This window comes from Pseudomonas sp. S2_C03, assembly GCF_054668405.1.
In genome coordinates this window covers 4,253,916-4,276,674 of record NZ_CP162766.1, presented here as the reverse complement: position 1 = coordinate 4,276,674, position 22,759 = coordinate 4,253,916, and the positions used below count along the sequence as shown (strand labels likewise).

The window sequence follows — 22,759 nt, the reverse complement described above, 5'->3', positions numbered from 1 at the left end:
TAAGATATATCTTAATGATGGGCAATCAGTTTTTTTCCTAGCCGATGGACCTCACGACGAGCGGCACGGCGCAGACAACCCTGCGACTTGACCCCGTGCCTGAGGAAAAAACTGTGGACGAAAACCTGTTTAAAGTGGGCGATAAGCAAACTTTAGTTAAACAAGTTGTTAGTTAAAGTTTCAAGAGGGGTCGCGGTTAATGTTGTGTGTAGGAAGACGGCTTTATAAATAGTGGGTTTATATCGTATTTCATGTTTTCAACAAGTGAATTGGTGCAGCTAACTACACGCTTGGATGAAATTTCCTACTTACTTGTGATCTGGGATGGATGATCATGCGCACCGTTGAAAGTTGGGCTATGGCGCGCTGCAGTGAGCCGTTAACTGGTCTGACTTTTAATCAGAAACTTATCCTTCCCAAACAGGTGTTGAGTAATGTTCAGAAAAATTCTAGTCGGTACTCCATTGGTTGTCCTGGCACTGACTTCCTCCATGGCTTTTGCTATCGGAGAAGCGCGCCACTCCGTGAATATTGTCGCGGCAGTTCCATCCAGTGTTTTCTATGTGGTGCCTGTGGACCCCAGTTTGATCGACAAGGATCAGCGTCTGCATTTCGATCCGATCAGTGAGCAATTGAGCACGCTGCGTGCGCAGTTCGATACCAAGAACACCAACGGTTCGATCGAGGCGATGCTTGAAAGCGAGGCCTTCTTGTCAAACGGGGTTGTCGCAGAGAAGATCCCACTGGTCGTCACGTTTAACAACGTTGCTTTGAATCATACCGCGGCAGTGGAAGTTCTTAGTGACGCCGAGTCGACGCCAGGCAAGCGTGTGGATTTTGTCGTTACACCGACCAAACCAACAGGTGGCTATAAACCTGGCGATTACACGGGCGTAGTTGCCATGCGTTTTGACGCAGTACTTCCCACTCCATGATGTGAATCAAGCCTGATTGGACTGGGTTCCATTTGGCACACTTGACCGGTCGACGGGTTATCGCACCTGTCGACTCGGATGTTTACCGTCTCAATATCCAAAATACCGAGTATTCGTTCATGTTCCCGATGACTCCCATCGCGACTGCGCTCGCCTTTATGTTTTGCGCAGGTGCATTGGCTGCGCCCAACAATGGCACGACGCCCCGCAGTCTACTGGCTCAGGCCGAAGGTTTACCGGCGGACTTCGAAGAACACTTTTTTGATGTGCCCCTGGCCGTTCGCGTGGAACTTGATCAGCAATTGATGGGCGAGGCGATGATTGTGTTGTCTCGAGATGATCGCGTCACCCTGCTTGATTTTGCCGATGTCGCTGACAGTCAGGTGTCGGCTGGCCAGCGGGAAATCTGGGCCACTTACCTTAAGCAAGGTATCGCGCTGGGTGCCTGTGAAGGTAATTGCCCGGAGCAGATGGTGGCTGCGCATTACAACCTGAACAATTCCCTGCTCTCGATTGCAACGGCAAACGCCGAGCGCAATACGCAAGACAAGCGTTACTACGAGCTGCCCGAGGGCGGCAGCAGTGGGCTGATCGTGCGCAATCAGTTGAATATCAACGGCGGTCAGGAGCAAGACACGGGCGGACGGTTGGGTCTGGAGGCAAGTGGCAGCCTGGGCAACTGGACCCAGAGCGTGAATGTCCAGTTGGCACGGCAAGGGGGCTCGGACGACAAGCTCCATCATGCAGTACACGAGCTTTACAGCCAGCGTGAACTGCAAGGCAGCTTTTTGCGCCTGGGCTATTTCACGCCCAACTCCGAGGGCTTGGCCCGCCAGATCCGTACATTCGGGGCCAGCCCGGACACTGCTGCCGGCCTGATGGTTGGAAGCTCCGACAGTCTGGCGATCAACAGTCCGAAACCAAGCATCTATCCCCTGTACGTCACGGCCAACCGTCAAGCCTCGGTGGAAATCCTGCGCAACGGTACGTTGATCAATAGCCAGGCGGTAGAGGCTGGCTTGCAACCCCTGGATACACGTTCTTTACCGGGAGGGATCTATGAAGTGGAAGTGCGCCTGATCGAAGATGGGCAGATCACCTCCACAACCCGGGAATTGGTGTACAAGCCCACCAACTGGCACAACCAGGACAGCCGCTGGCGCTACAACCTGTTCGCCGGTCGTGAAAGCAAATTGCTCAGCAACTGGGAGGAGCAGGATTCCGGCGACATGACCGCAGGTGCCGCGTTCAATTACCTTCTGCATCCACGGGTCATTCTGGGTGTATCGGGGCGCCGGGTGCGCGAAAGGATGCAATACGGCACGTCGGTCGACTGGACCCTGGCCAGCCACACGAGCCTGTTCGCCAACGTCTACCAAACCGAGGACCACGGAACCGGGCTCGATGTGCAGGCGATTTACAGTTATGGAATCGGCAGTATTTTCCTGACCCACAACCGTAGCTGGCTCGACACCACCCGAACTTACGAAAGCCTTTCGGACGGTACCCGAGTGCGTCAGCGAAACGTTTTTGTCGGTCGCACGAGCAGTTCGTCGGTGTCGCTCAATCACCGGGTCAGCAGCAAAAGTTCGGTCAACGCACGGGTGTCGCACAGCGCCGGAAATGTCGACGGCACGGGGGTGGACCTGGGGTGGACCCAGCGAGGCTCATTGTTTGGCAGCGATGCCAACTGGCGCTTTTCGGTGTTTGATCGACCGGGCAGTTTCAGCAGCGGCGACAAGCGCAACCGCGGCGTCGATCTAAGCGTCAGTGTGGCGCTGGGAGGACCGGGTGAGCAGTGGTCCGGCAGCATCGGTACACGCACGTCCCGCGACGGTGGTCGTGACCACAACGCCACTGTCAGTTACCGCAAGGACTTGCAGGGGCATGTGCTGCAAAGCGTGTCAGCCACGGCACTCGCCGATACCTATGGAGCCGGCCTTTCCGGCACCGCGAATTTCGCCAACGACGCACTCAATGGTGATGTATTCCTCCAGCGTTCTTCCTTCAACGACAAGTTCGCCGGCGGTTTGAATCTGGACAGCACCGTAGCGGTCGGTGGCGAAAAAATCGTCATGACCAGCCAGAGCCATGGGGCAGGGGCGGGGATGATCGTCGACGTTGAATCGGATGTCGATGGCATCGCGCTACGGGCCGACGATTCGAGCGGTGGCAGTACGAGCCTGCGACCGGGGCGCAACTTCATCCCGATGACCGCTTACAAAAGCAGCGTGGTGAGCTTCGACTTCGAGGGTAACCACCCACCGGCAGCGAGCATCCAGCCGCCGCGCAGCCTTTACCACTTGAACAAGGGTGGCGTCGGTTACCGCAAGATCACCGTCAACAAAACCCTCACCGTTCTGGGACGCCTGATCGATCCCCAGGGCAGGCCGCTCAAGGGCCATCACGTGATCAATCACGCCAGCCGCGGAGTGAGCGAGGTCGATGGCTTCTTTTCAATGGAAATGCAGGCCGGTTCGCCGACGCTGGAAGTTCGCCATGGCGATCAGTTGTTGTGTCAATTGCGCCTCGACACCGCCAATGCGCGCAAGGAAGACAACGTGTTGATGATCGGGGATCAGCGCTGCTCCGCGGATACGTTGGCGGACGCAACCTACAGCGACGCAAGCGCCGGTTGACCCGTGCGCAAAACACTCTTCGATAAAACTCTTTATCAGGTTGAACATGATGAAACGCTGGTTGGCAATCCTTGGCTTTACCCTTTTACCGCACGTCGTCCTGGCAGGGCCTCAGATAAATGTCGGCGTGGTGTTCGACTACCTGGATGGCGATAAAAGTACCTACCTGAAACGGTTATTCAACAGCGGGGACAGCACGGCATTCGTGCGCGTCAACATTCTCGAAATTCTCTACAACGAGGATGGCACCGCTCGGGAAGTTCCGTTGACCAACCAGGCGGGTGCCGTCGCTCGCGACGGTCTGATGGCCAGCCCCGCACGATTGATCGTGCCAGCCAATGGCGTGCAGGGCACGCGTTTGCTGTACATCGGCGAGCGGGATAAAGAACGTTATTTTCGCGTGCGCTTCGTACCGGTCGTTCCCGAAAAGGAAGATGAGTTCGCGGTGTCTGCCGAAGAGCGCGAGCAATACAGGAAAGGGTTGTCGGCGGGGATCAATGTGTTGGCGGGATACGGGACGATATTTTTCGTTCGACCTTCCAATACACGATTTGACAGTGTGATCACGGATGCGCCTGGCAAGTACGCGATTCGCAATGATGGCAACTCGGTCGTGATCATCGACGAATTCAAGGATTGCGCTTCGAAAAGCGAAAGCGACTGCCAACCCACTACCAAACATCACATTCTGGCGGGTCGAACGTTCCAGTTCGACAAGCAGGCCGGCCGTGAGTATCGGTTCACTCTCATTGAAGGGACCGTGTCGAAAAAGCTTGAAGTCAAGGGCCAGGTCAACCGCGAGTGAACAACATGATCAAAGCGATTAAAGCGGTGACGGCCTTGATGGTGCTGACGCTGGCCAGTACCAGTGCGTTTGCCATCAGATTCAGCGAGAGCTTCTACGTCTCGGTCACCTTGCCGACGTCCGCGTTTCACGTGATACCCGCCGACCCTGACTGGATTCACCTGGAGCAACGGCTGCACTGGAACCCGATGACTTCCAGCTTCAGCGTCCTGCGCAAACAGTTTGATGTGAAGAACGAAAACGGTGCGATTTCCGCGCGGCTGTCTTTTGAGCCGTATTTGAGTAACGGCCGGGACCGTGACGACATCGCACTGAATGTCACCTTCAACGACAAGCGACTCACCCTGGACGCGCAGGAAGTCATTACCGAGGCCGATGGTCGTGCCGGCAAACGGGCAGCCCTGGAAATCGCGGCTGCAAAACCCCCGGCGGGTTATCAGCCCGGAAATTACTACGGCAGCGTTCACCTGCTGTTTGAAGCCATCGTCCCTTGATCATTGGGAAAATCGGGTCGCATTGGCGGCTGAATGGAACCTGCATGAACCAGTTCAATAGATGTAAACCACGGATCCACCCTTTTATAAGCGCTTGGCTGCTGGTGTTTTCGGCCAGTGTCAGTGCAATGTCACAGGACATAACCGCCAGGTTCATCCCGGATCCGGCCAACCCCATGAGGAATGAATTTGTTAATACCACGCCCCAGAGTGGTGTATGTGAGTGGCATGGTCCTGCGATCCCTCGGTGCAAGGCCGAAGGTATTTTCTCTATTCGGGTCAATGATTTTTTCGCCGAGAGCAATGGAACGATTCGCGCAAATCATGCAAACCCTCGGGAAGGGGCGATGTGGAAAGTGCCCTCGGAGTGGCGCGACTTGCAGGTTACCCATCGCGAGACCGGCGAAGTCGAGACGGTTCAAGTCCGCATTGCCGGCATCGGCCATCGCTGGAACCTCAATCGCCCCCCTGGGGTAGGCGCCTGGCAGTTGCCAGATGTTCACTGGTCTCATCAGTGGCGAGACGCGCCGAGTCCTTGCAGGGGCATCAACTATCTGGCGGCGGCGACCAGCTTCGCGTTGTTTTTCTGGATCGTTCCCGAAAACGCGGGGGTCTGCCATCGGACACCCGGCCTGGACATTCCGAAGCTCTGGTACAGCTCTCTGGAATACGCCTACGCGATCAAGACGCCCAAACCGCTGACCATGTCTACGGGACAGTACACGGGGAGCATCACCTACAGCATGGGACCGATGGGGGACTTTGATTTTGGTGATGTGATGATTCCCAGGGACAAAGAGTTCATCTTCAACTTCATCCTCGATGTGCAGCACTCGCTCGACATCAAGATTCCACCTGGCGGTCATCGAGTGGAACTGGTCCCTCAAGGCGGCTGGCAGGGGTGGTTGAACCAGGGGCGCAAGCCAGTGCGACTGTTTCGTGACCAGACGTTCAATATTTCGTCTTCCAGCCGATTCAAGATGCACCTGGAATGTGGATACTCCACGGGCGGCAACACCTGTGCCTTGTTGGAGCCCAACTCCGGCCACGCCGTGCCGCTGAATGTCAGTGTCTCCTTGCCTAACGGGCTGGTGGATGCCACGCAGCAGCCGGTCAATCGCCGGCCTCTATTGGTCGATGGCAGTGGCACGCCGCTCATCCAACCGACTTTTTACGTTGATCGAAAGCCGGGCACCTTGCACTTCGAAATCGTCAGGGAGCAAGTCGAGCAAATGCTCACTGGCGAAGAAAAAACCTACTCCGGCAACGTCACCGTCGTCTGGGATTCTGAAGTGTAAGACTCATCGTTGTGAGACCTGCAACGGGAGGCATTGCGTATGGGCACCCGGCTGCAGGTAAGCGTTAAGGATCGGCGCCATGCCCTTGAGTACCTGGACCGGCAGCGCAGAAGTGAATTTGTAGGTTTCGGCGCTGCGCCCGGGTACGAAAGCCGTCAATGTGCCGAAATGGCTATCTCCAATGTAGAACACGAACGTTGCGGTGCGGTTGACCGACTTCGAACTGATGATCCGCCCCCCTGAACCAAATGATTCGATGCGGTTATCCCCGGTCCCGGTTTTTCCACCCATGGCCAGGGATTTGCCGTCTGGCGTCATGAAGGTGCCAGCCACCCTTTTCGCCGTGCCCGCATCCACCACCTGGGACAACGCCTCGCGCATCGCGGTGGCGACCTCCGATGGCATCACCCGCTTGCCGACGTCCGGGTCATTGATCAGTTTGGTTTCATAAGGGGTGTTCGCTGCAAAGTGCAGGCTATCGATGCGTAGCGTCGGCATGCGTACGCCGTCGTTGAGGATCGTACCGATCAGCTCGGCCAGCGCCGCCGGACGGTCGCCGGAACTGCCGATGGCGGTCGCCAGTGACGGCACCAGGTGATCGAACGGATAGCCGACTTTCTGCCAGCGCTGGTGAATGTCCAGGAACGCTTCGATTTCCAGCATGGTACGGATTCGATTGTCCCGGGCGCCCTTGTGCCGGCTCTTGAACAGCCAACTGTAGACTTCCTGACGTTCGAACTGGCTCGCCTTGACGATCTCGCTCCATTTCGCGTCCGGGTGGTTGAGCAGGTAACCCATCAGCCACAGGTCCAGCGGGTGCACCTTGGCGATGAAACCCTGGTCCGGCAGGTCGTAAATGCCGGGGCTGTAGTTTTCGTACAGACGTTGCAGACGATCGTCGGTGAGTTTTTCGGTGAGCTTGGTGCCGCTGAGGTGCGAGCGTACGAAGCTGTTGAAGCTTTCCTGGCTGGCTTGCGGCAACAGATAGCGATGCACCGCCGCCATGCGGATAGGGGTCGGGCGCATGCCATCAAGGAAGGTTTCCAGGCGTTCCTGGGTGTCCTTGTTCTTGTACTTTTTCCAGAACCGCAGCAGGAACGAGGTGCCTTCGCGGTCGGCGAAGGAGGCCAGGTATTCCTGGCGTCTTGGGTCGCGGTCATCCTTTAACAGCTCGGCGCTGCTGCTGGGTCCAGAGTAAGTGGTGTAACGCACCAGGTCGCGCATCAGGCGAATGAACGGCAGGTTGATCGATTCACGCAGGGCATCGCGCAGGGTCGGGTTGCGTCCGTTGTCCTCCTTGCGAAAGTTGTTGAACACGTGAAGCCCGCCACCGGTGAAAAAGGCTTCGCCGGGGCTGGCGGAGTATTTACGATCCAGTGCGGCACCGAGCATCGCCGGCAGGTTGCGGTCCTTGTTCTGGATCAGGTAGTCGACGGCCCAGCGGCTCAGGCGATCCTGTTCCGGAACTTCGAGTTTCTTCAGGTCCGCAACGCTCATCTGGGCGTATTTGTCATGCAGCTCGGCGATGATTTGCAGGTAGGTGGTGAGCACGCGCATTTTGGCGGTGGAGCCCAGCTCCAGCTTGCTGCCTTCGTTGATGTCGAAGGGCTGGTCTGTACTGTCGGTCTGGATCCGCACTCGCGAGCCATCCGGGGTCAGCTCGAACAGGGTAAAACTGTAGCGCACTTGCGTGGTGCTGGTGGGGGTGAGCAGGCGTTCGCCCATCAGTCCGATTTGCGTCGCGAATTCAGGGTCCGAGAGGTGCTTGAGGTACTCGGTGGTCTGCGCCTGCAAGTCGCCCTGCAAGGTACTGGTGGCCGAGAGGTCGAGACGATCGAGGTCGTACAGCGGGCGATTGAGCAGCCCGCCCAGGCGGCTGCGCGCGACGCTGATGCCTTTGTTGGTTTCGATGGGTTGAATGGTCGGCTGGGTCTGCCAATCGCGGTAAGTCACCTTGCTGGCCAATGCGGCCGCTGCGAACTGCGCATCGATCACGTTGTTCTGCGCCAGCAGGCGAATATGGCTGTCGGTCAGGCTGGCCAGTTCATCCCGGCCTTTGGTCAGGTAATGGGAAGGGCGACGCTGGGCGATCATCAAGGACAGCATTTCGCGCAGGGCCAGGCCTTTCTCCGCCATGGTCTTCGGATCCGTGTCAGCGCTGGCCAGCCGTGCGTTGGCCTCATTGAAGTCAGCGCCATACCAGACGCGCAACCCTTCGGCCATGCCGTGTACCTCGCCGTGGCCTGGTACGGCGGACAGCGGCACGCTATTGAGGTAATCGCGGACCACGTTTTTGCGCGCCTCAAGCGTGTTGGGCCCAGCCTGGTAAGCGCGAACACTGGCGGAAATCATCTGTCGGATTTTTTCCCCGCCCGACACCGTCAGCCCGTCGGGCGAATGGCGGTATTTTTCCAGTTGAGTGGCCAGCGTGCTACCGCCGGCGGACTGCCCGGGCATATGCAGCATTTTCGCCACCTGCGACCAAGCGGCCATGCCGAATCGCGGCCAGTCGACGGCGGGGTTGGCCCTGGGCAGATCAGGGTCGAGCAGGAAGCGGTTTTCGATGAACAACAGGCTGTTAACCACCACGGGGGGAATGGCGTCGAAGCTTGCATAGAGTTGTTGTGGGTACTTGTACTGGAACAGGGGGGTTGCCCGGCAATCGGTGATCAACAACCCAGCCTGGATTTTCTCGGGGTAAGGCACGAAAAAGCCTTTGTCGCTGTAATCCATCAAGGCCTGGGAAAACCGGGTCTGGGCAGAAATGACGTAATCGCGCTTGATCAGTCGTGGCAGGAACTCACCCAGCGAGCTGTAGCCCAGGCGCAGGTCGAAAGGCCCGGCGCCTGGGTAGCGGATGGCGTCGGTGGGGCCCGGTTGCAGTTCATAAGTCAGGGTTGCGGCGAGTTTGCTGGCTTCACGGGATTGAAACTTCGACGTGCGCATTTCCCTGATGGCCGCCAGCCCTAGCGCAATCAGGATAATCAGCAGCAGTAAGAAAAACGCCTTCCATCCATGTCGGGTACGACTGCGACGGGGTTTTTCAGGCAAAGGCGCTTCATCCACACGTTCGGTCGGAACCACATTTTTACTCGAATCGGTTTGCCACAACGCGCCCATAGTCGATTGATCCATTCACGCAGATTGATCGGACTTGTCTGAAGCTTAGTCGGTGGTTGGCGATGGTGAAAAAATTGTGGGGACGGGAGATGTTGCTGAAGCTTGTGGGAGCGAAGGTTCTACGCCTCGCTCCCACAGGCTATTGCGGTAATTGTCAGGTGTACTTGCGCTTGTCCGGTGCCGGTGGGAAGTACTGATACAACCAGGTCTCGCTCAGCGTCCGCTCGTTGGTGCGGATGAACAGGCGCAGCTCAACCGGGTCGACGCTGTCGGTGGTCGGGTACCAGTCGAACAGAATCCGGTAACCCTTGATGTCGTCGAGCACCAGCACGCTGAAATCCTTGACCTCGCCGTTGGAGCAGGTGACGACCGGCTCGATCCCGGTGCCGTCCGGCAATCGTTCCAGCCCGCCACCGGTGAAGTCCACGGCAAACCGGCGTGCCCAGACCGGCGGGTAATGCTCGCCCGGTGCCCAGCCCTCGGTGAAACCGCCCATGCCTGAACGGGTCGCGTGCACCCGCGCCAACGGTGTGCCGACAGGCGGCAGCGCGCTCCAGTACAGTTTGTAGCCGTAATTGAGCGAATCACCGGCCGCCACCGGTTTTTTCGGGGTCCAGAAGGCGACGATGTTGTCCATGGTCTCGCCAGTGGTAGGGATCTCCAACAAGTCGATCGAGCCTTCGCCCCAGGCGGTTGTGGGTTCTACCCACAGGCTCGGGCGCCGGCTGTACCAGTCCACCGTGTCCTGATAGCTGGCGAACTCGTGATCGGTTTGTACCAGGCCGAAACCTTTCGGGTCTGTGTCGGAGAAGGCGTTGAACTGCAGGGTCGCCGGGTTGTTGAGCGGGCGGCAGATCCATTCGCCGTTGCCGCGCCACATCGCCAAGCGATCGGAGTCATGGATCTGCGGGTGAATGGTGTCGCACATGCGCCGCTCATGGGTTCCGCAGCTGAACATGCTGGTCATCGGCGCGATACCCAGTTGATCGATGGCGGTACGGGCGTTGATGTGGGCGTCAATTTCCATCACCACGCGCTCGGCCTGGCAATCGATATCAAAACGATAGGCACCTGTCGCGCTGGGCGAGTCGAGCAGGGCATAGACCACGAACCGCGTGCTATTGGCGTCGGGGGTCTCGAACCAGAACTTGGTGAAGTCGGGAAACTCTTCGCGCTTTTTGGCGTAGGTATCGACCGCCAGCCCGCGCGCCGACAAGCCGTATTGGCCAGTGGCGTCTACCGCGCGGAAATAACTGGCGCCGAGGAACGACACGACATCATGCCGGTCCAGCTCCGGCGCCTTGAACAGCTTGAAGCCGGAAAACCCCAGGTCACCCTTGAGCTGCTGGGTATCAACCGAAGTGTTTTCATAGTTGAACAGCGAAGGGCGGAAATGCACCTCTCGCGCCTGTCGCGACTTGGGGTCGACGCTGTACATGCGCACCGGCTGCTTGAACCCCATGCCCACGTGGAAAAACTGCACATCCAGCTGACCTTTGAGGTCTTTCCACAGGGAATGATTGGCGTCGTAGCGAATGGCGTTGAAGTTTTGCGGCGTCATGGTTGCCAGGGTCGGTGGCAGCACCTGCTTGGTGTCCTGATACCCCTTGCCAGCCAATTGCTTGGCCTGGGCTTTGAGCCAGTCGAAATCAAAGGTTTGAGCCTCGCCATCTGCCGTGGCATTACTCGCCCAGGCCCGGGCGGCGATTAGGCCAGAGGCAGACAGACCGGTGTAGGCAGCGATGGCCATGGACGCTTTGAGCAAATTCCTGCGGTGCATAAATACAACCTGTCGTGAGCAATCCCGTGCCGTTCCTGGCGCGTATTGGATCAAAAATGGGGTTCGGACATGCCTTCGGCCAAACGCAGCGGACTTAGAACAGATGCCAAATAGCTTAAACGGTTCGCTGGAAGAGCAAAATTGCTTGATGTCAGAGCGATGGCCCTGCAATGAAACAAGACATTTCCGGGTAACGTTTCCCACAGAGACTTCTGAATTACAGGGCATTTCTGCTTTTTTCGACTAATTACTCTAAAAACCACTTTTCAGCGCCCGGATAGTTTCTATTCTATGGACATGACCGGTTTCTGCCCTCAGGCCGGTGGGATTCAGTTGGCACAAGGAGGCGGCTGAAAAAGGGAAGGGCGATGCGGTAAGTGCAGTTTTCTTTGACGTTAAGAGAAGGACATCGTCCATGTCGAAAGTACAAGGCATCACCGAAATCTTGGGAATCTTCCCTTGCCTGGGTATCGGGCGGCGAAGGCGGCGTCTCAATTCCGAGGAATTGAAACTGGTGGAGCGCTATCGCGAGCTGTCGGAGACCGACCGGATTGCCATGCGGTATCTGGTGGACGCGATGAGGAGTGTTTCGCGGTTTTGAGCAGGTGAAGCGACAACGGGGCTGACCGTGAGGTCGGCCCCTTTTTGTTTTGGGAATTTATCGATGCTTAGCGACCCACCTTCCACGCATCCCCCGCTGGCGCGGTCCCGTGGTCATATGGCTTGCCAATCCACATGTACAGCAAGCCCAGGCCGATCACGATGGCGGTACTCAGTACCATGGCGTAGTTGATGTACCACTCGGCGTCCGGGGTTCGCGGCCAGGCCATATTGACGATAGCGCCGATGCCATAGACCAGGGCGCCGATGTTGACGAGCCAGCCCCAGGCGCCGAGGGTGAATTTTCCGCTGGGTTTCCAGCCCTTCGCCCGTGCATAAAGGGCCGCAAGGACGATCATCTGGAACGCCAGGTAGATCCCGATGGCGGCGAAGCTGACGATGGTGGCGACAGCGTCCTGCAGGAAGAAACCGAGAATGATGATCAGTGCCGGCAGTACGCCGGAGACGAACAGCGCGGCCACGGGGACCTGGGTGTTGGGCGAGATTTTTTTCAGCACCCCGCTGCCGATGACCATTTCATCGCGGGCGTAGGAGTACAGCAGACGACTCGCCGCCGCTTGCAGGCTGATGACACAGGAGATGAAGGAAATCATCACCACGCCCATGACCATTTTCGAGCCGACCGGGCCGAAAGCGTTGCCAAGGATGGTGCCGACCGGGTCCTTGTCGGTGCCGTCGATCACCGCCCGCATGTCCGGCACGGCGAGGATCAGCGCCAGGCAGGCGAACATCGCGGCGATGCCGCCGATGTAGATGGTCATGCGCATGGCCACTGGGATCTTCTTGCTCGGGTTCGGGGTTTCCTCGGCGACATCACCGCAGGCCTCAAAGCCGTAGTACAGGAACATCCCCGCCAGGGACGCGGTGAGGAATGCTGGCAGGTACGAGCCGTTGATGCTGATGTCGAAGGTGTTGAAGAGCACGCTGATCGGCTGATGGCGCTCGAAGATCAGCAGGTACACACCCACGATCACCGCGCCGATCAGTTCGCAGAGAAAACCGAACATGGCGATGCGCGCCAGTGTCTTGGTGCCGCTGAGATTGACCAGGGTGGCAAACAGTGTCAGCACCAAGGCGATGACGATGTTGGTGTTGTTGCTCGGCTCGAAGCCCATCATTGCAGCGAGGTAAGGGCCGGCGCCGACCGCTACGGCAGCGATGGTCACACACAGGGCGATGGAGTAAATCCAGCCGACCATCCACGCCCAGCGTTTGCCCACCAAACGCCGGGCCCACGGGTATACGCCGCCGGAAATCGGAAACTGCGAAACCACTTCACCGAAAATCAGGCACACCAGCAACTGGCCGCAACCGACCAGCAGGTAGGCCCAGAACATCGGTGGCCCGCCGGCCGCCAGGCACAGGCCGAACAGGGTATAAACCCCAACGACCGGAGAGAGGTAGGTAAAGCCCAGGGCGAAGTTTTCCCATAGGCTCATGCTTCGGTTGAAGTTGGAGGTGTAACCCAGTTGGCGAAGTTGCTCGGCATCGCTGTCAGCAGCGCTCGAGAATTCAGGTTGTGCACTCATGGTGTGTTAGCTCCGCAAAATCGGCAGATTTCGGTTGGCCGAACCCATGGTGGGGCCGAGAGGGCGCCGCCAGGGTCAGTGGTTATTGTTTTTGTGGCTGTGGAGCCTGGTGGAGCCTAATGCCGGTTTCTGCCCTGAAACCGAGGTGAATTCATCGCGGGCAAGCCCGCTCCCACATGGGGTACGGTGAACCTGTGGGAGCGGGCTTGCCCGCGATGCTTTTGTACTTAATGCTTGAACATCACATGCCGAACCACGGTGTAGTCCTCCAGCCCATACATCGACATGTCCTTCCCGTACCCGGACAGTTTCTGACCGCCATGGGGCATTTCGCTGACCAGCATGAAGTGGGTGTTCACCCAGGTGCAGCCGTATTGCAAGCGGGAAGACAGGCGATGGGCGCGACCGACGTCGGCGGTCCACACCGAGGAAGCGAGGCCGTAATCGGAGTCGTTGGCCCAGGCCAGCACCTGCGCTTCATCGGTGAACTTGGTCACCGACACCACCGGCCCGAACACCTCGCGACGGACGATCTCGTCGTCCTGCTGCGCATCGGCCAATACCGTTGGCTCGAAAAAGAAGCCATTGCCTTCCACCGCTTTACCACCAGTGATCAGGCGAATGTGCGACTGTGCCACGGCGCGCTCGACAAACCCGGTCACCCGGTCGCGATGTTGTGCGGTGATCAGCGGCCCGAGTTCGGTCGCGGGATCATCCTGCAAACCGTATTTGATGCTGCTGACCGCCGCCCCGAGTTTCTCGACGAATTTCTCGTAGATGCCAGCCTGCGCGTAGATACGGCACGCGGCAGTGCAGTCCTGGCCGGCGTTGTAGAAACCGAAGGTGCGGATGCCTTCCACGGCGGCGTCGATGTCGGCGTCATCGAAGATGATCACCGGCGCCTTGCCGCCCAGTTCCATGTGCATGCGTTTGACACTGTCAGCGGTGCTGGAAATGATGTTCGAACCCGTGGCAATCGAGCCGGTCAGCGACACCATGCGCACTTTGGGGTGAGTGACCAATGGGCTGCCGACCGTTGGCCCACGACCAAACACCAGGTTAAGCACGCCAGCCGGGAAGATCTCCGATGCCAGTTGCGCCAGGCGCAGGGCGGTCAGCGGGGTTTGTTCCGACGGCTTGAGCACCACGGTATTACCGGCGGCGAGGGCCGGGGCGATCTTCCAGGCGACCATCATCAGTGGGTAGTTCCACGGTGCGATGGAAGCGATCACACCCACCGGATCACGGCGGATCATTGAGGTGTGTCCAGGCAGGTATTCACCGCCAGCCGAACCGCTCATGCAGCGGCTGGCGCCAGCGAAAAAGCGGAACACATCGGCAATCGCCGGGATCTCATCGTTCAACGCGGCGCTGTAGGGCTTGCCGCAATTGTCCGATTCCAGCTTGGCCAGCTCTTCGCCGTGGGCTTCGATCGCATCGGCGAGTTTGAGCAACAGCAGCGAACGGTCCTTCGGCGGCGTTTGCGACCAGCTGTCGAACGCCGCATCGGCGGCCCGCACGGCAGTATCGACCTGGGCTTCGCTGGCTTCATTGATCTCCACCAGCACGCGGCCCAGCGCCGGGTTGAATACCGGTTGAGCGGGGCCTTCGCCGTCGAGCAGTTGGCCGTTGATCAGGAGTTGGGTTTGCATGGCATTGTCCTCTTCACAATTTTTGTTTTTCCTGAAGAAACCGGCTTTCATTGTGCGACCCGGTTCCTCCAGTTGGAATCGAGTTACTTCCCACCACTCCCCGCCACGCTCTCACCCCCACGAGTCAGGTAGTAGGCGCCGAGAATCGGCAGCATGGTCGCGATCATGACCAGCATCGCCACGACGTTGGTCACCGGCACATCCCGAGGGCGGCTGAGCTGGTTGAGCAGCCACAGCGGCAGGGTGCGTTCATGACCGGCGGTGAAGGTGGTGACGATGATTTCGTCGAAGGACAGTGCGAACGCCAACATGCCGCCCGCCAACAATGCCGAACCGAGATTGGGCAGGATGATGTAACGGAAGGTCTGCCAGCCATCGGCACCGAGGTCCATCGACGCCTCGATCAGGCTGTGCGAAGTACGACGCAGCCGGGCGATGACGTTGTTGTAGACGATCACCACGCAGAAGGTCGCGTGGCCCACGATGATGGTGAACATGCCGGGCTCGATTCCCAGCGACTTGAAGGTCGCCAGCAACGCGATCCCGGTGATGATCCCTGGCAAGGCGATGGGCAGGATCAGCATCAGGGAGATGCCCTGTTTACCGAAGAAGTCCCGACGGTATAGCGCCGCCGATGCGAGTGTGCCGAGCACCATGGCAATCAAGGTGGCGATGGCGGCGATCTGCAGCGACAGCTTGATCGCTTCCAATACATCGGGACGCGAAAACGCGATGCTGAACCACTTCAGGGTGAAGCCCTTGGGCGGAAAGCTGAACGCGGCGTCCTCGGTGTTGAAGGCATAGAGGAAGATGATCAGGATCGGGAAATGCAGGAACACCAGCCCGCCCCAGGCAGCTATTTTCAGGCCGATAGACGCTTTATCAGAGTGCATCGAAGGCCCCCAGTCGTTTGACGATGGTCAGGTAGATGGCGATCAGCACAATCGGCACCAGGGTAAAGGCGGCGGCCATTGGCATGTTGCCGATCGCACCTTGCTGGGCGTACACCATGCTGCCGACGAAGTAGCCGGGCGGGCCCACCAGTTGAGGCACAATGAAATCGCCCAGGGTCAGGGAAAAGGTGAAGATCGAACCGGCTGCGATGCCCGGCACCGACAGCGGCAGGATCACCTGCATGAAGGTCTGGCGCGGCTTGGCGCCGAGGTCGGCGGAGGCTTGCAGCAGCGACGGCGGCAGGCGTTCCAGCGATGCCTGGATCGGCAGGATCATGAACGGCAGCCAGATGTAGACGAACACCATGAAGCGCCCCAGGTGCGAGGTGGACAAGGTGCTGCCGCCCACGCCGGGAATGCCCAGCACGAACTGCAACAGCGGCTCCAGGCCCAGGTGTTGCACGAACCATTGCGCCACGCCGCCCTTGGCCAGCAGCAAGGTCCAGGCATAAGCCTTGACGATGTAGCTGGCCCACATCGGCAACATCACTGCGATGTAGAAAAACGCCTTGGTCTTGCCGGTGGTGTAGCGCGCCATGTAATAAGCAATGGGGAATGCGACGATGGCGCTGGCGATCGACACGACGATGGCCATGCTCAGGGTGCGCAGGATGATGTCGAAATTCGACGGCTGGAACAGTGCTGCCAGATTCGCCAGGGTCAGGTCCGGGGTGACCGCCATGGTGAAGTCATCGAAGGTGTAGAAACCTTGCCACAACAACACCAGCAGCGAGCCCAGGTAGATCGCGCCGAACCACAACAGCGGCGGCACCAGCAGCAGCGACAGGTAGAAATTCGGCCGCCGATACAGCAGGTTGGAGAACCTGCGCAGCGGCGAGCCACTGCCCGGAGTTTGAGTGATTGCCACGCTGTTCATCTCACACCCCGCCCGCGGTGTCGTGCAACGGGATCATCGCTTCACGGGCCCAGCGTGCGCTGATGCGTTGCCCGGTCTGGTGCTGGGCGCTGACGTCCAGCCACTGATTGTTCGCTTGGCTGATGTTGAGGGTCTGGCCGTTTTCCAGCTTCAATTCGTAGCGGGTGGCGCTGCCCTGGTACTGGATGTCGTGGAGCAAACCGCTGACTTCGATTTCATGGCTGGCCAGCGGGCCTTCGGCGAACCGCACGTGCTCGGGACGGATCGAAAACGGCTGTGGATTGCCGCTGAGTTGTGTGGCCAGGTCACCGCGAATCACGTTTGAGGTGCCGACGAATTCTGCGACGAAGGTGGTCGCCGGTTTCATGTAGAGGTTGCGCGGCGTGTCGACCTGCTCGATGCGACCCTTGTTGAACACAGCCACGCGGTCGGACATCGACAGCGCCTCTGTTTGATCGTGGGTAACGAAAATGAAGGTGATACCGAGCTGGCGTTGCAGCTTTTTGAGCTCACTCTGCATTTGCTCGCGCAGCTTCAGGTCGAGGGCACCCAGGGGTTCGTCGAGCAGCAGTACCCGAGGGCGATTGACCAGCGCGCGCGCCAGGGCCACACGCTGGCGTTGACCGCCAGAAAGCTGCACAGGTTTGCGCTGACCATAGCCACCCAAGGCAACCATCGCCAGGGCTTCTTCGGCGCGGCTGTTGCGTTCACTTTTGCCAACGCCTTTGACTTTCAAACCATACGCCACATTGTCCAGCACGTTCATGTGCGGGAACAGCGCGTAGTCCTGAAAGACGGTATTGACGTCGCGTTCATAGGGGGGCAGTCCGGCGGCTTCCTCGCCGTGGATGCGGATGGAGCCGGCGCTGGGTTGTTCGAAACCGGCGATCAGGCGCAAACAGGTGGTTTTGCCCGAGCCGGAAGGGCCCAGCATGGAAAAGAACTCGCCGTCCTGGATGTCGATGGAAACCCGGTCTACGGCTTTCACTTCGCCGAACAGACGGGAAACGTTGGTGAATTGGACTGCAAGCGTCATGGTGCGGTGCTCCAAAAAGCGGAGGCCGTTGCAACGGCCCTGCCTGGACTTCTGAAAAAACGGTCGTTCGACAATCAGCTTTTGCTTTTTGATAAGCGTCAATCACAGAAAGTCGTTTCGGGAGCGTAGCGAGCGGCGATCAGCCGTGTCCGGCCAGCGCGCAGCCCCCGGAGCGTACTTCAGTACGTGAGGAGGCGAGCACTGCCCGGGCGCGGCTGGTCGTCGCGCAGTAGCTACCGGAATGACTTTTAGCGGCCGCCCATGATCGCGATGTAGTCCTGGGTCCAGCGGCTGTACGGCACGAACTTGCCGCCTTCAGCCTGTGGGGTTTTCCAGAAGGCGATCTTGTCGAACTGGTCGAAGCCGTTGGTCTTGCAGCCCTCGGCGCCAAGCAGTTCGCTCTCCTTGCACGCCGCGGGCACCGCTGGCAGCGAGCCGAACCAGGCGGCTACGTCACCCTGCACTTTGGGTTGCAGCGACCAGTCCATCCACTTGTAGGCGCAGTTTGGATGCTTGGCATCGGTGTGCAGCATGGTGGTGTCGGCCCAACCGGTGGCGCCTTCTTTCGGGATGGTCGAGGCAATCGGCTGCTTCTCGTTGACCAGGCCATTGACCTGATACGGCCAGGCGCCGGAGGCGACCACGCCTTCGTTCTTGAAGTCACTCATTTGCACGGTGGTGTCGTGCCAGTATCGGTGGATCAGCGGCTGCTGGGCGCGCAACAGGTCGAGCACGGCCTTGTACTGCGCTTCGGTCAGTTCGTAGGGGTTCTGGATGCCCAGTTCCGGCTTGGCTGTCTTGAGGTAGAGCGCCGCGTCGGCGATGTAGATCGGACCGTCGTAGGCCTGCACACGGCCCTTGTTCGGTTTGCCGTCCGGCAGGTTCTCGGCGTTGAACAACACACCCCAGGTGTCAGGCGGGGACTTGAACACATTGGTGTTGTACATCAGCACATTCGGGCCCCACTGGTACGGGGTGCCGTAGGTCTGTTTGTTGACCACGTACCACGGTGCATCCTTGAGGCGTGGGTCGAGGTTCTTCCAGTTCGGGATCAGCGACGTGTTGATCGGCTGCACACGCTTGCCGACGATCAGGCGCAGCGAGGCATCGCCGGAGGCGGTCACCAGGTCGTAACCGCCCTTGGCCATCAGGCTGACCATTTCATCGGAGGTGGCGGCGGTTTTCACATTGACCTTGCAGCCGGTTTCCTTCTCGAAACCGGTTACCCAGTCGTAGGCCTTGTCGCTTTCGCCACGCTCGATGTAGCCCGGCCACGCCACGATGTCCAACTGGCCCTCGCCAGCACCAACGGCCTTCAATGGTTCGGCCGCCTGGACGCCGACACTGGCCAGCAACGCGGTAGTGATTGCACTCAGCAGTGCGGTCTTGTGCATGAACATGGAATACCCCTGGTTTTTTTAGATTGTTGTTAAGAGTAGCTGTCAGCTTCGAGCCGCAAGCTGCAAGACACAGCGGTCCGCTTTTCAACTTGACGCTTATAGCTTGTAGCTCAAAGCTCCCGTCCATGGCGGGCCATGATGTGCCGCACCACGCTGTAGTCCTGGAGCGAATCGCTGGACAGGTCTTTGCCGTAGCCCGAGCGTTTCAGGCCGCCATGGGGCATCTCGCTGACCAGCATGAAATGGCTGTTGATCCAGGTGCAGCCGTATTGCAACCGGGCCGCGACCTGCATCGCCTTGTCCAGGTTCTGGGTCCAGACCGATGACGCCAGGCCGTATTCGGAATCGTTGGCCCAATCCACCGCTTGTTCCAGCCCTTCGAAACGGGTGACGGTCACCACCGGCCCGAACACCTCGCGCTGGACGATTTCATCGTTCTGTTTGCAACCGGCCAGCAAGGTCGGCTGATAGTAGAAGCCGGCGCCGGAATGCACGGCGGCACCGGTGACACGCTCGATGTGCGGCTGGCCCAGAGCGCGTTCAACGAAACTGGCCACGCGGTCACGTTGGCGCGTGCTGATCAGTGGACCGATTTCGTTGTCGGCGTCGCGTTTGCCGGCAAAGCGCAGGCTGCTGACCGCCGCGCCGAGTTCGGCCACCAGCCGGTCGTGAATACCGGCCTGCGCATAAATGCGGCACGCGGCTGTGCAGTCCTGGCCGGCATTGTAGTAACCGTAGCTGCGTACACCCTCGACCACCGCTTGAATGTCGGCATCGTTGCACACGATCACCGGCGCCTTGCCGCCAAGTTCCAGGTGCGTGCGCTTGAGGGTTTTCGCGGCGGCCTGGAGGATTTTCTGTCCGGTGACGATATCGCCGGTCAGCGACACCATGCGTATTTTTCCGTGACTCACCAGATGGCTGCCGACCCCGTCGCCGCCACCGCATATGATGTTGATCACGCCAGGCGGCAGGATCTCCGCCAGCACAGGCGCCAGAGCCAGAATTGACAGTGGCGTATGCTCGGACGGCTTGAACACCAGCGTGTTACCGGCCGCCAGGGCCGGGGCGATTTTCCACGCGGCCATCATGATCGGGTAGTTCCACGGCGCAATGGATGCAACGACACCGATGGGATCGCGACGCACCATGCTGGTGTAGCCGGGCAGGTATTCACCGCTGAGCTGCCCGGTCTGGCAGCGCACGGCACCGGCGAAAAAGCGAAATACGTCGACGGTGGCGGTCAGGTCGTCCTGACGGGCCAGGTGCAATGGCTTGCCACAATTGAGCGACTCGAGACGGGCGAGCAGGTCAGCCTGTTTTTCCACGGCGTTGGCGATGTCCAGCAGCAGGTTGGCGCGTTGCTGCGGCGTGGTCCGTGACCAACTGGCAAAGGCACGATTCGCTGCCAGGATGGCGGCTTCGACTTGTTCGATACTGGCTTCGGCGATGTGGGTCAATACCTCGCCGGTGGCAGGGTTGAGGATGGGCTCGACAAAACCTTGCCCCGCGACCAATTCGCCATCGATCAACAACGCGGTGAACAACGGAGTCTGCGCGCCAGCCATCTTTCGGGTTCTCTTTTCTTGTGTGGCCATGGGACTCCCTGTGACTGGGGCCGGCCGTCTTTATAGATGAATCAAGACTAGTGCCCGGGCCCGAGGTCGACAAATACTAAATACTGAAGGTGGCGTTCGATTAAATAGATGGCTTGCGTCCGCCGTGAGGTTGTTCCCGGGCGACGGTCAGGAAAGGGTCAACCAGCGCCGGTCTTGCGGTGCCTCGGCGCCAAGCCAGGCCGACGTCGAGGGTCTGGCTCAGGTCGGCGATGGTCCGTGCCTCGATGATGTCCCCCTCCAGCGACCACGGCCTGTAAGTCATGTCCGGCTGGATCGAAACGCCCAGGCCCGCCGCCACCAGGCTTCGCACCGCTTCGGTCGAAGCGGTTTTGAGGGTGATGCGCGGTTGCAGCGAGGCCGCCGACCACATGCGCTGGGCGTTGCGGTCCATCTCGTCGACGTTCAATTGAATCAATGGCTCGCGCGCCACGTCGGCGAGGTTGATGCTGTCGTGCTCCAGCAGCGAATGCTGCGCCGGCAGCCATAGTCGATGGGGTGAGTGAGTCAGCACTTCCGTCTGTAAGGCATGACGGTCTTCGAGGTTGGACAGGATCAACACGCCGACATCGATTTCACCACTGACCAGCAAGTGCTCGATGTAGGGCCGCTCGTCCTCCATGACGCGAATTTCGACGTTGGGGTAGGCTCGCTGGAAGCGGGTGAGCAAGTCGGCGAGGTAGTAGCCGGCGACGAGGCTGGTCACGCCGACGATCAACTGGCCGGCTACCTGGTCGGTGCTTTGTTGCAGGCTGCGCTTGGCGTTATCGACCGTTGCCAGAATCAGGTGCGCCTGGCGCAGGAATTGGTGACCCTGGTGTGTGAGCGTCATGCCCTTGGCGTGACGATTGAACAGACCCACGCCGATTTCCTGCTCCAATTGCTGGATGGCCAAGGTCAGCGTCGACTGGGAAATGAACGCTGTTTGCGCGGCCGCAGAGATCGAGCCGGTCTCTGCCACGGCAATGAAGTGACGAATTTGACGCAAGGTCATCATGAGGTGTGTACCGGGTGGGCGGTTTTTATCGATTTCCTCGAGTGTATATCGTTTTATTAGATGACATCCCGGTAGGAGCGAGCTTGCTCGCGATGGGGCCAGGCGAGGCACCGGACGCCAGGGGCCAGCAACGCGAGCGGTCCGAGCAACATCCCGAAGCACTCCCATCCACCGTGGTTTCGGTGTTTCGATCTAGTCTGGGAGCCTTCTTGCGTTACTCACTGGAGGCGATAAACATGAATACACGTGGATTGCTCGATCAATTGCTCCGGTCCGGCCAGGATCTGCTGCAGAAAAAGACCTTGGGCGCTCAGGGCAAGGCGTCCGCAGGTGCACTGGGCGGCATGCTGTCGGGCGCGGGCGGCAGTGCGTTGGCGGCCGGTGCCCTGGGGCTGTTGATGGGCAACAAGAAGGTGCGCAAGGTCGGTGGCAAGGTCGCCCTTTATGGAGGGCTTGGGGTGTTGGGGTTGATCGCCTACAAGGCGTTTGGCATCTGGCAGGCAAAGCAGGGCGTTGCTTCGGGTTATCAGCCGCAAACCGTGGACCGCTTGCCGGCGGCCCAGGTGGAACAGCACAGTCAGGCGATTCTCACGGCGCTGGTGGCCGCTGCCAAGGCGGATGGGCATGTCGATGAACGTGAGCGCGAGTTGATCGAAGGCGAATTCACCCGCCTCGACACTGATCGGGAGTTGCAGCACTGGCTGCATGCCGAGCTGAACAAACCCCTGGATCCCGCCGACGTGGCAAGCGCCGCCAGTACGCCGGAAATGGCGGCCGAAATGTACATTGCCAGCGTGATGATGGTGGATGAGGAGAGTTTCATGGAGAAGTCCTACCTGGAGGAGCTCGCTCGCCAGTTGCAACTGGCTCCCGGCCTCAAGGCCGAGCTGGAAAACCAGGTTCGTCAGGTCGCCCTGTAGCGCCCGCAGCCCCTTGGTTCGCCAGGATGAGACGTACTGCGCATCTGTCTTATAAATGACACACCGCCCTCGGCTATACTCCCCAGC

17 protein-coding genes are annotated in these 22,759 nt (G+C 59.3%); 7 read left to right on the top strand and 10 right to left on the bottom strand.

Going from position 1 to position 22,759, the window contains the following annotated elements:
* The first annotated feature begins 434 nt into the window (after positions 1–434).
* The 5 genes from AB4N64_RS19810 to AB4N64_RS19790 all read left to right on the top strand — a co-directional run bounded on the left by AB4N64_RS19810 (position 435) and on the right by AB4N64_RS19790 (position 6,171).
* Positions 435–935: a CS1 type fimbrial major subunit gene (locus tag AB4N64_RS19810; protein ID WP_460117679.1), complete on the top strand. Its 501-nt coding sequence runs from the start codon at positions 435–437 to the stop codon at positions 933–935.
* 119 nt (positions 936–1,054) lie between these two features.
* Positions 1,055–3,574 (top strand): TcfC E-set like domain-containing protein, encoded by a 2,520-nt coding sequence (locus AB4N64_RS19805; RefSeq protein ID WP_460117678.1) that lies wholly within the window; start codon positions 1,055–1,057, stop codon positions 3,572–3,574.
* A gap of 49 nt (positions 3,575–3,623) precedes the next feature.
* Positions 3,624–4,379, top strand: a complete 756-nt coding sequence (locus AB4N64_RS19800) for a molecular chaperone (protein WP_460117676.1) — start codon at positions 3,624–3,626, stop codon at positions 4,377–4,379.
* A gap of 5 nt (positions 4,380–4,384) precedes the next feature.
* Positions 4,385–4,873, top strand: coding sequence for a CS1 type fimbrial major subunit (locus AB4N64_RS19795; protein WP_460117675.1), 489 nt, complete (start codon positions 4,385–4,387; stop codon positions 4,871–4,873).
* 44 nt (positions 4,874–4,917) lie between these two features.
* Positions 4,918–6,171 carry a hypothetical protein gene (locus AB4N64_RS19790; protein ID WP_460117673.1) on the top strand — a complete coding sequence of 418 codons (1,254 nt, stop codon included), beginning with the start codon at positions 4,918–4,920 and terminating at the stop codon, positions 6,169–6,171.
* A gap of 3 nt (positions 6,172–6,174) precedes the next feature.
* On the opposite strand, the gene AB4N64_RS19785 is transcribed toward AB4N64_RS19790, so the two are convergent.
* Complete coding sequence (locus AB4N64_RS19785) at positions 6,175–9,291, bottom strand: transglycosylase domain-containing protein (protein WP_460126811.1); 3,117 nt, start codon at positions 9,289–9,291, stop codon at positions 6,175–6,177.
* Between the two features lie 154 nt (positions 9,292–9,445).
* Positions 9,446–11,071: a glucan biosynthesis protein D gene (locus tag AB4N64_RS19780; protein ID WP_460117672.1), complete on the bottom strand. Its 1,626-nt coding sequence runs from the start codon at positions 11,069–11,071 to the stop codon at positions 9,446–9,448.
* A gap of 415 nt (positions 11,072–11,486) precedes the next feature.
* Between AB4N64_RS19780 and AB4N64_RS19775 the strand changes: the two genes are divergently transcribed.
* Positions 11,487–11,672 carry a hypothetical protein gene (locus AB4N64_RS19775; RefSeq protein WP_460117670.1) on the top strand — a complete coding sequence of 62 codons (186 nt, stop codon included), beginning with the start codon at positions 11,487–11,489 and terminating at the stop codon, positions 11,670–11,672.
* Between the two features lie 67 nt (positions 11,673–11,739).
* On the opposite strand, the gene AB4N64_RS19770 is transcribed toward AB4N64_RS19775, so the two are convergent.
* From AB4N64_RS19770 to AB4N64_RS19735, 8 genes are all read right to left on the bottom strand, one after another.
* Positions 11,740–13,221: an APC family permease gene (locus tag AB4N64_RS19770; RefSeq protein ID WP_460117668.1), complete on the bottom strand. Its 1,482-nt coding sequence runs from the start codon at positions 13,219–13,221 to the stop codon at positions 11,740–11,742.
* A 227-nt stretch (positions 13,222–13,448) separates the two neighbouring features.
* Positions 13,449–14,873: a gamma-aminobutyraldehyde dehydrogenase gene (locus AB4N64_RS19765; protein ID WP_460117666.1), complete on the bottom strand. Its 1,425-nt coding sequence runs from the start codon at positions 14,871–14,873 to the stop codon at positions 13,449–13,451.
* Positions 14,874–14,956: 83 nt separating this feature from the next.
* Positions 14,957–15,766: an ABC transporter permease gene (locus AB4N64_RS19760; protein ID WP_460117664.1), complete on the bottom strand. Its 810-nt coding sequence runs from the start codon at positions 15,764–15,766 to the stop codon at positions 14,957–14,959.
* Positions 15,756–16,703, bottom strand: coding sequence for an ABC transporter permease (locus AB4N64_RS19755; protein WP_460117663.1), 948 nt, complete (start codon positions 16,701–16,703; stop codon positions 15,756–15,758). Before AB4N64_RS19755 ends, AB4N64_RS19760 begins: the two co-directional genes overlap by 11 nt.
* Position 16,704: 1 nt before the next feature.
* Complete coding sequence (locus AB4N64_RS19750; RefSeq protein ID WP_460117661.1) at positions 16,705–17,739, bottom strand: ABC transporter ATP-binding protein; 1,035 nt, start codon at positions 17,737–17,739, stop codon at positions 16,705–16,707.
* A 248-nt stretch (positions 17,740–17,987) separates the two neighbouring features.
* Positions 17,988–19,139, bottom strand: coding sequence for a putative ABC transporter substrate-binding protein YdcS (gene ydcS, locus AB4N64_RS19745; RefSeq protein WP_460117660.1), 1,152 nt, complete (start codon positions 19,137–19,139; stop codon positions 17,988–17,990).
* Between the two features lie 110 nt (positions 19,140–19,249).
* On the bottom strand, positions 19,250–20,737 hold the full coding sequence (locus AB4N64_RS19740; RefSeq protein ID WP_460117658.1) for a gamma-aminobutyraldehyde dehydrogenase: 1,488 nt from the start codon (positions 20,735–20,737) through the stop codon (positions 19,250–19,252).
* A gap of 100 nt (positions 20,738–20,837) precedes the next feature.
* Complete coding sequence (locus AB4N64_RS19735) at positions 20,838–21,752, bottom strand: LysR family transcriptional regulator (protein WP_460117656.1); 915 nt, start codon at positions 21,750–21,752, stop codon at positions 20,838–20,840.
* A 236-nt stretch (positions 21,753–21,988) separates the two neighbouring features.
* Between AB4N64_RS19735 and AB4N64_RS19730 the strand changes: the two genes are divergently transcribed.
* Positions 21,989–22,672, top strand: a complete 684-nt coding sequence (locus AB4N64_RS19730; protein ID WP_460117655.1) for a tellurite resistance TerB family protein — start codon at positions 21,989–21,991, stop codon at positions 22,670–22,672.
* The last annotated feature ends 87 nt before the right edge of the window (positions 22,673–22,759 follow it).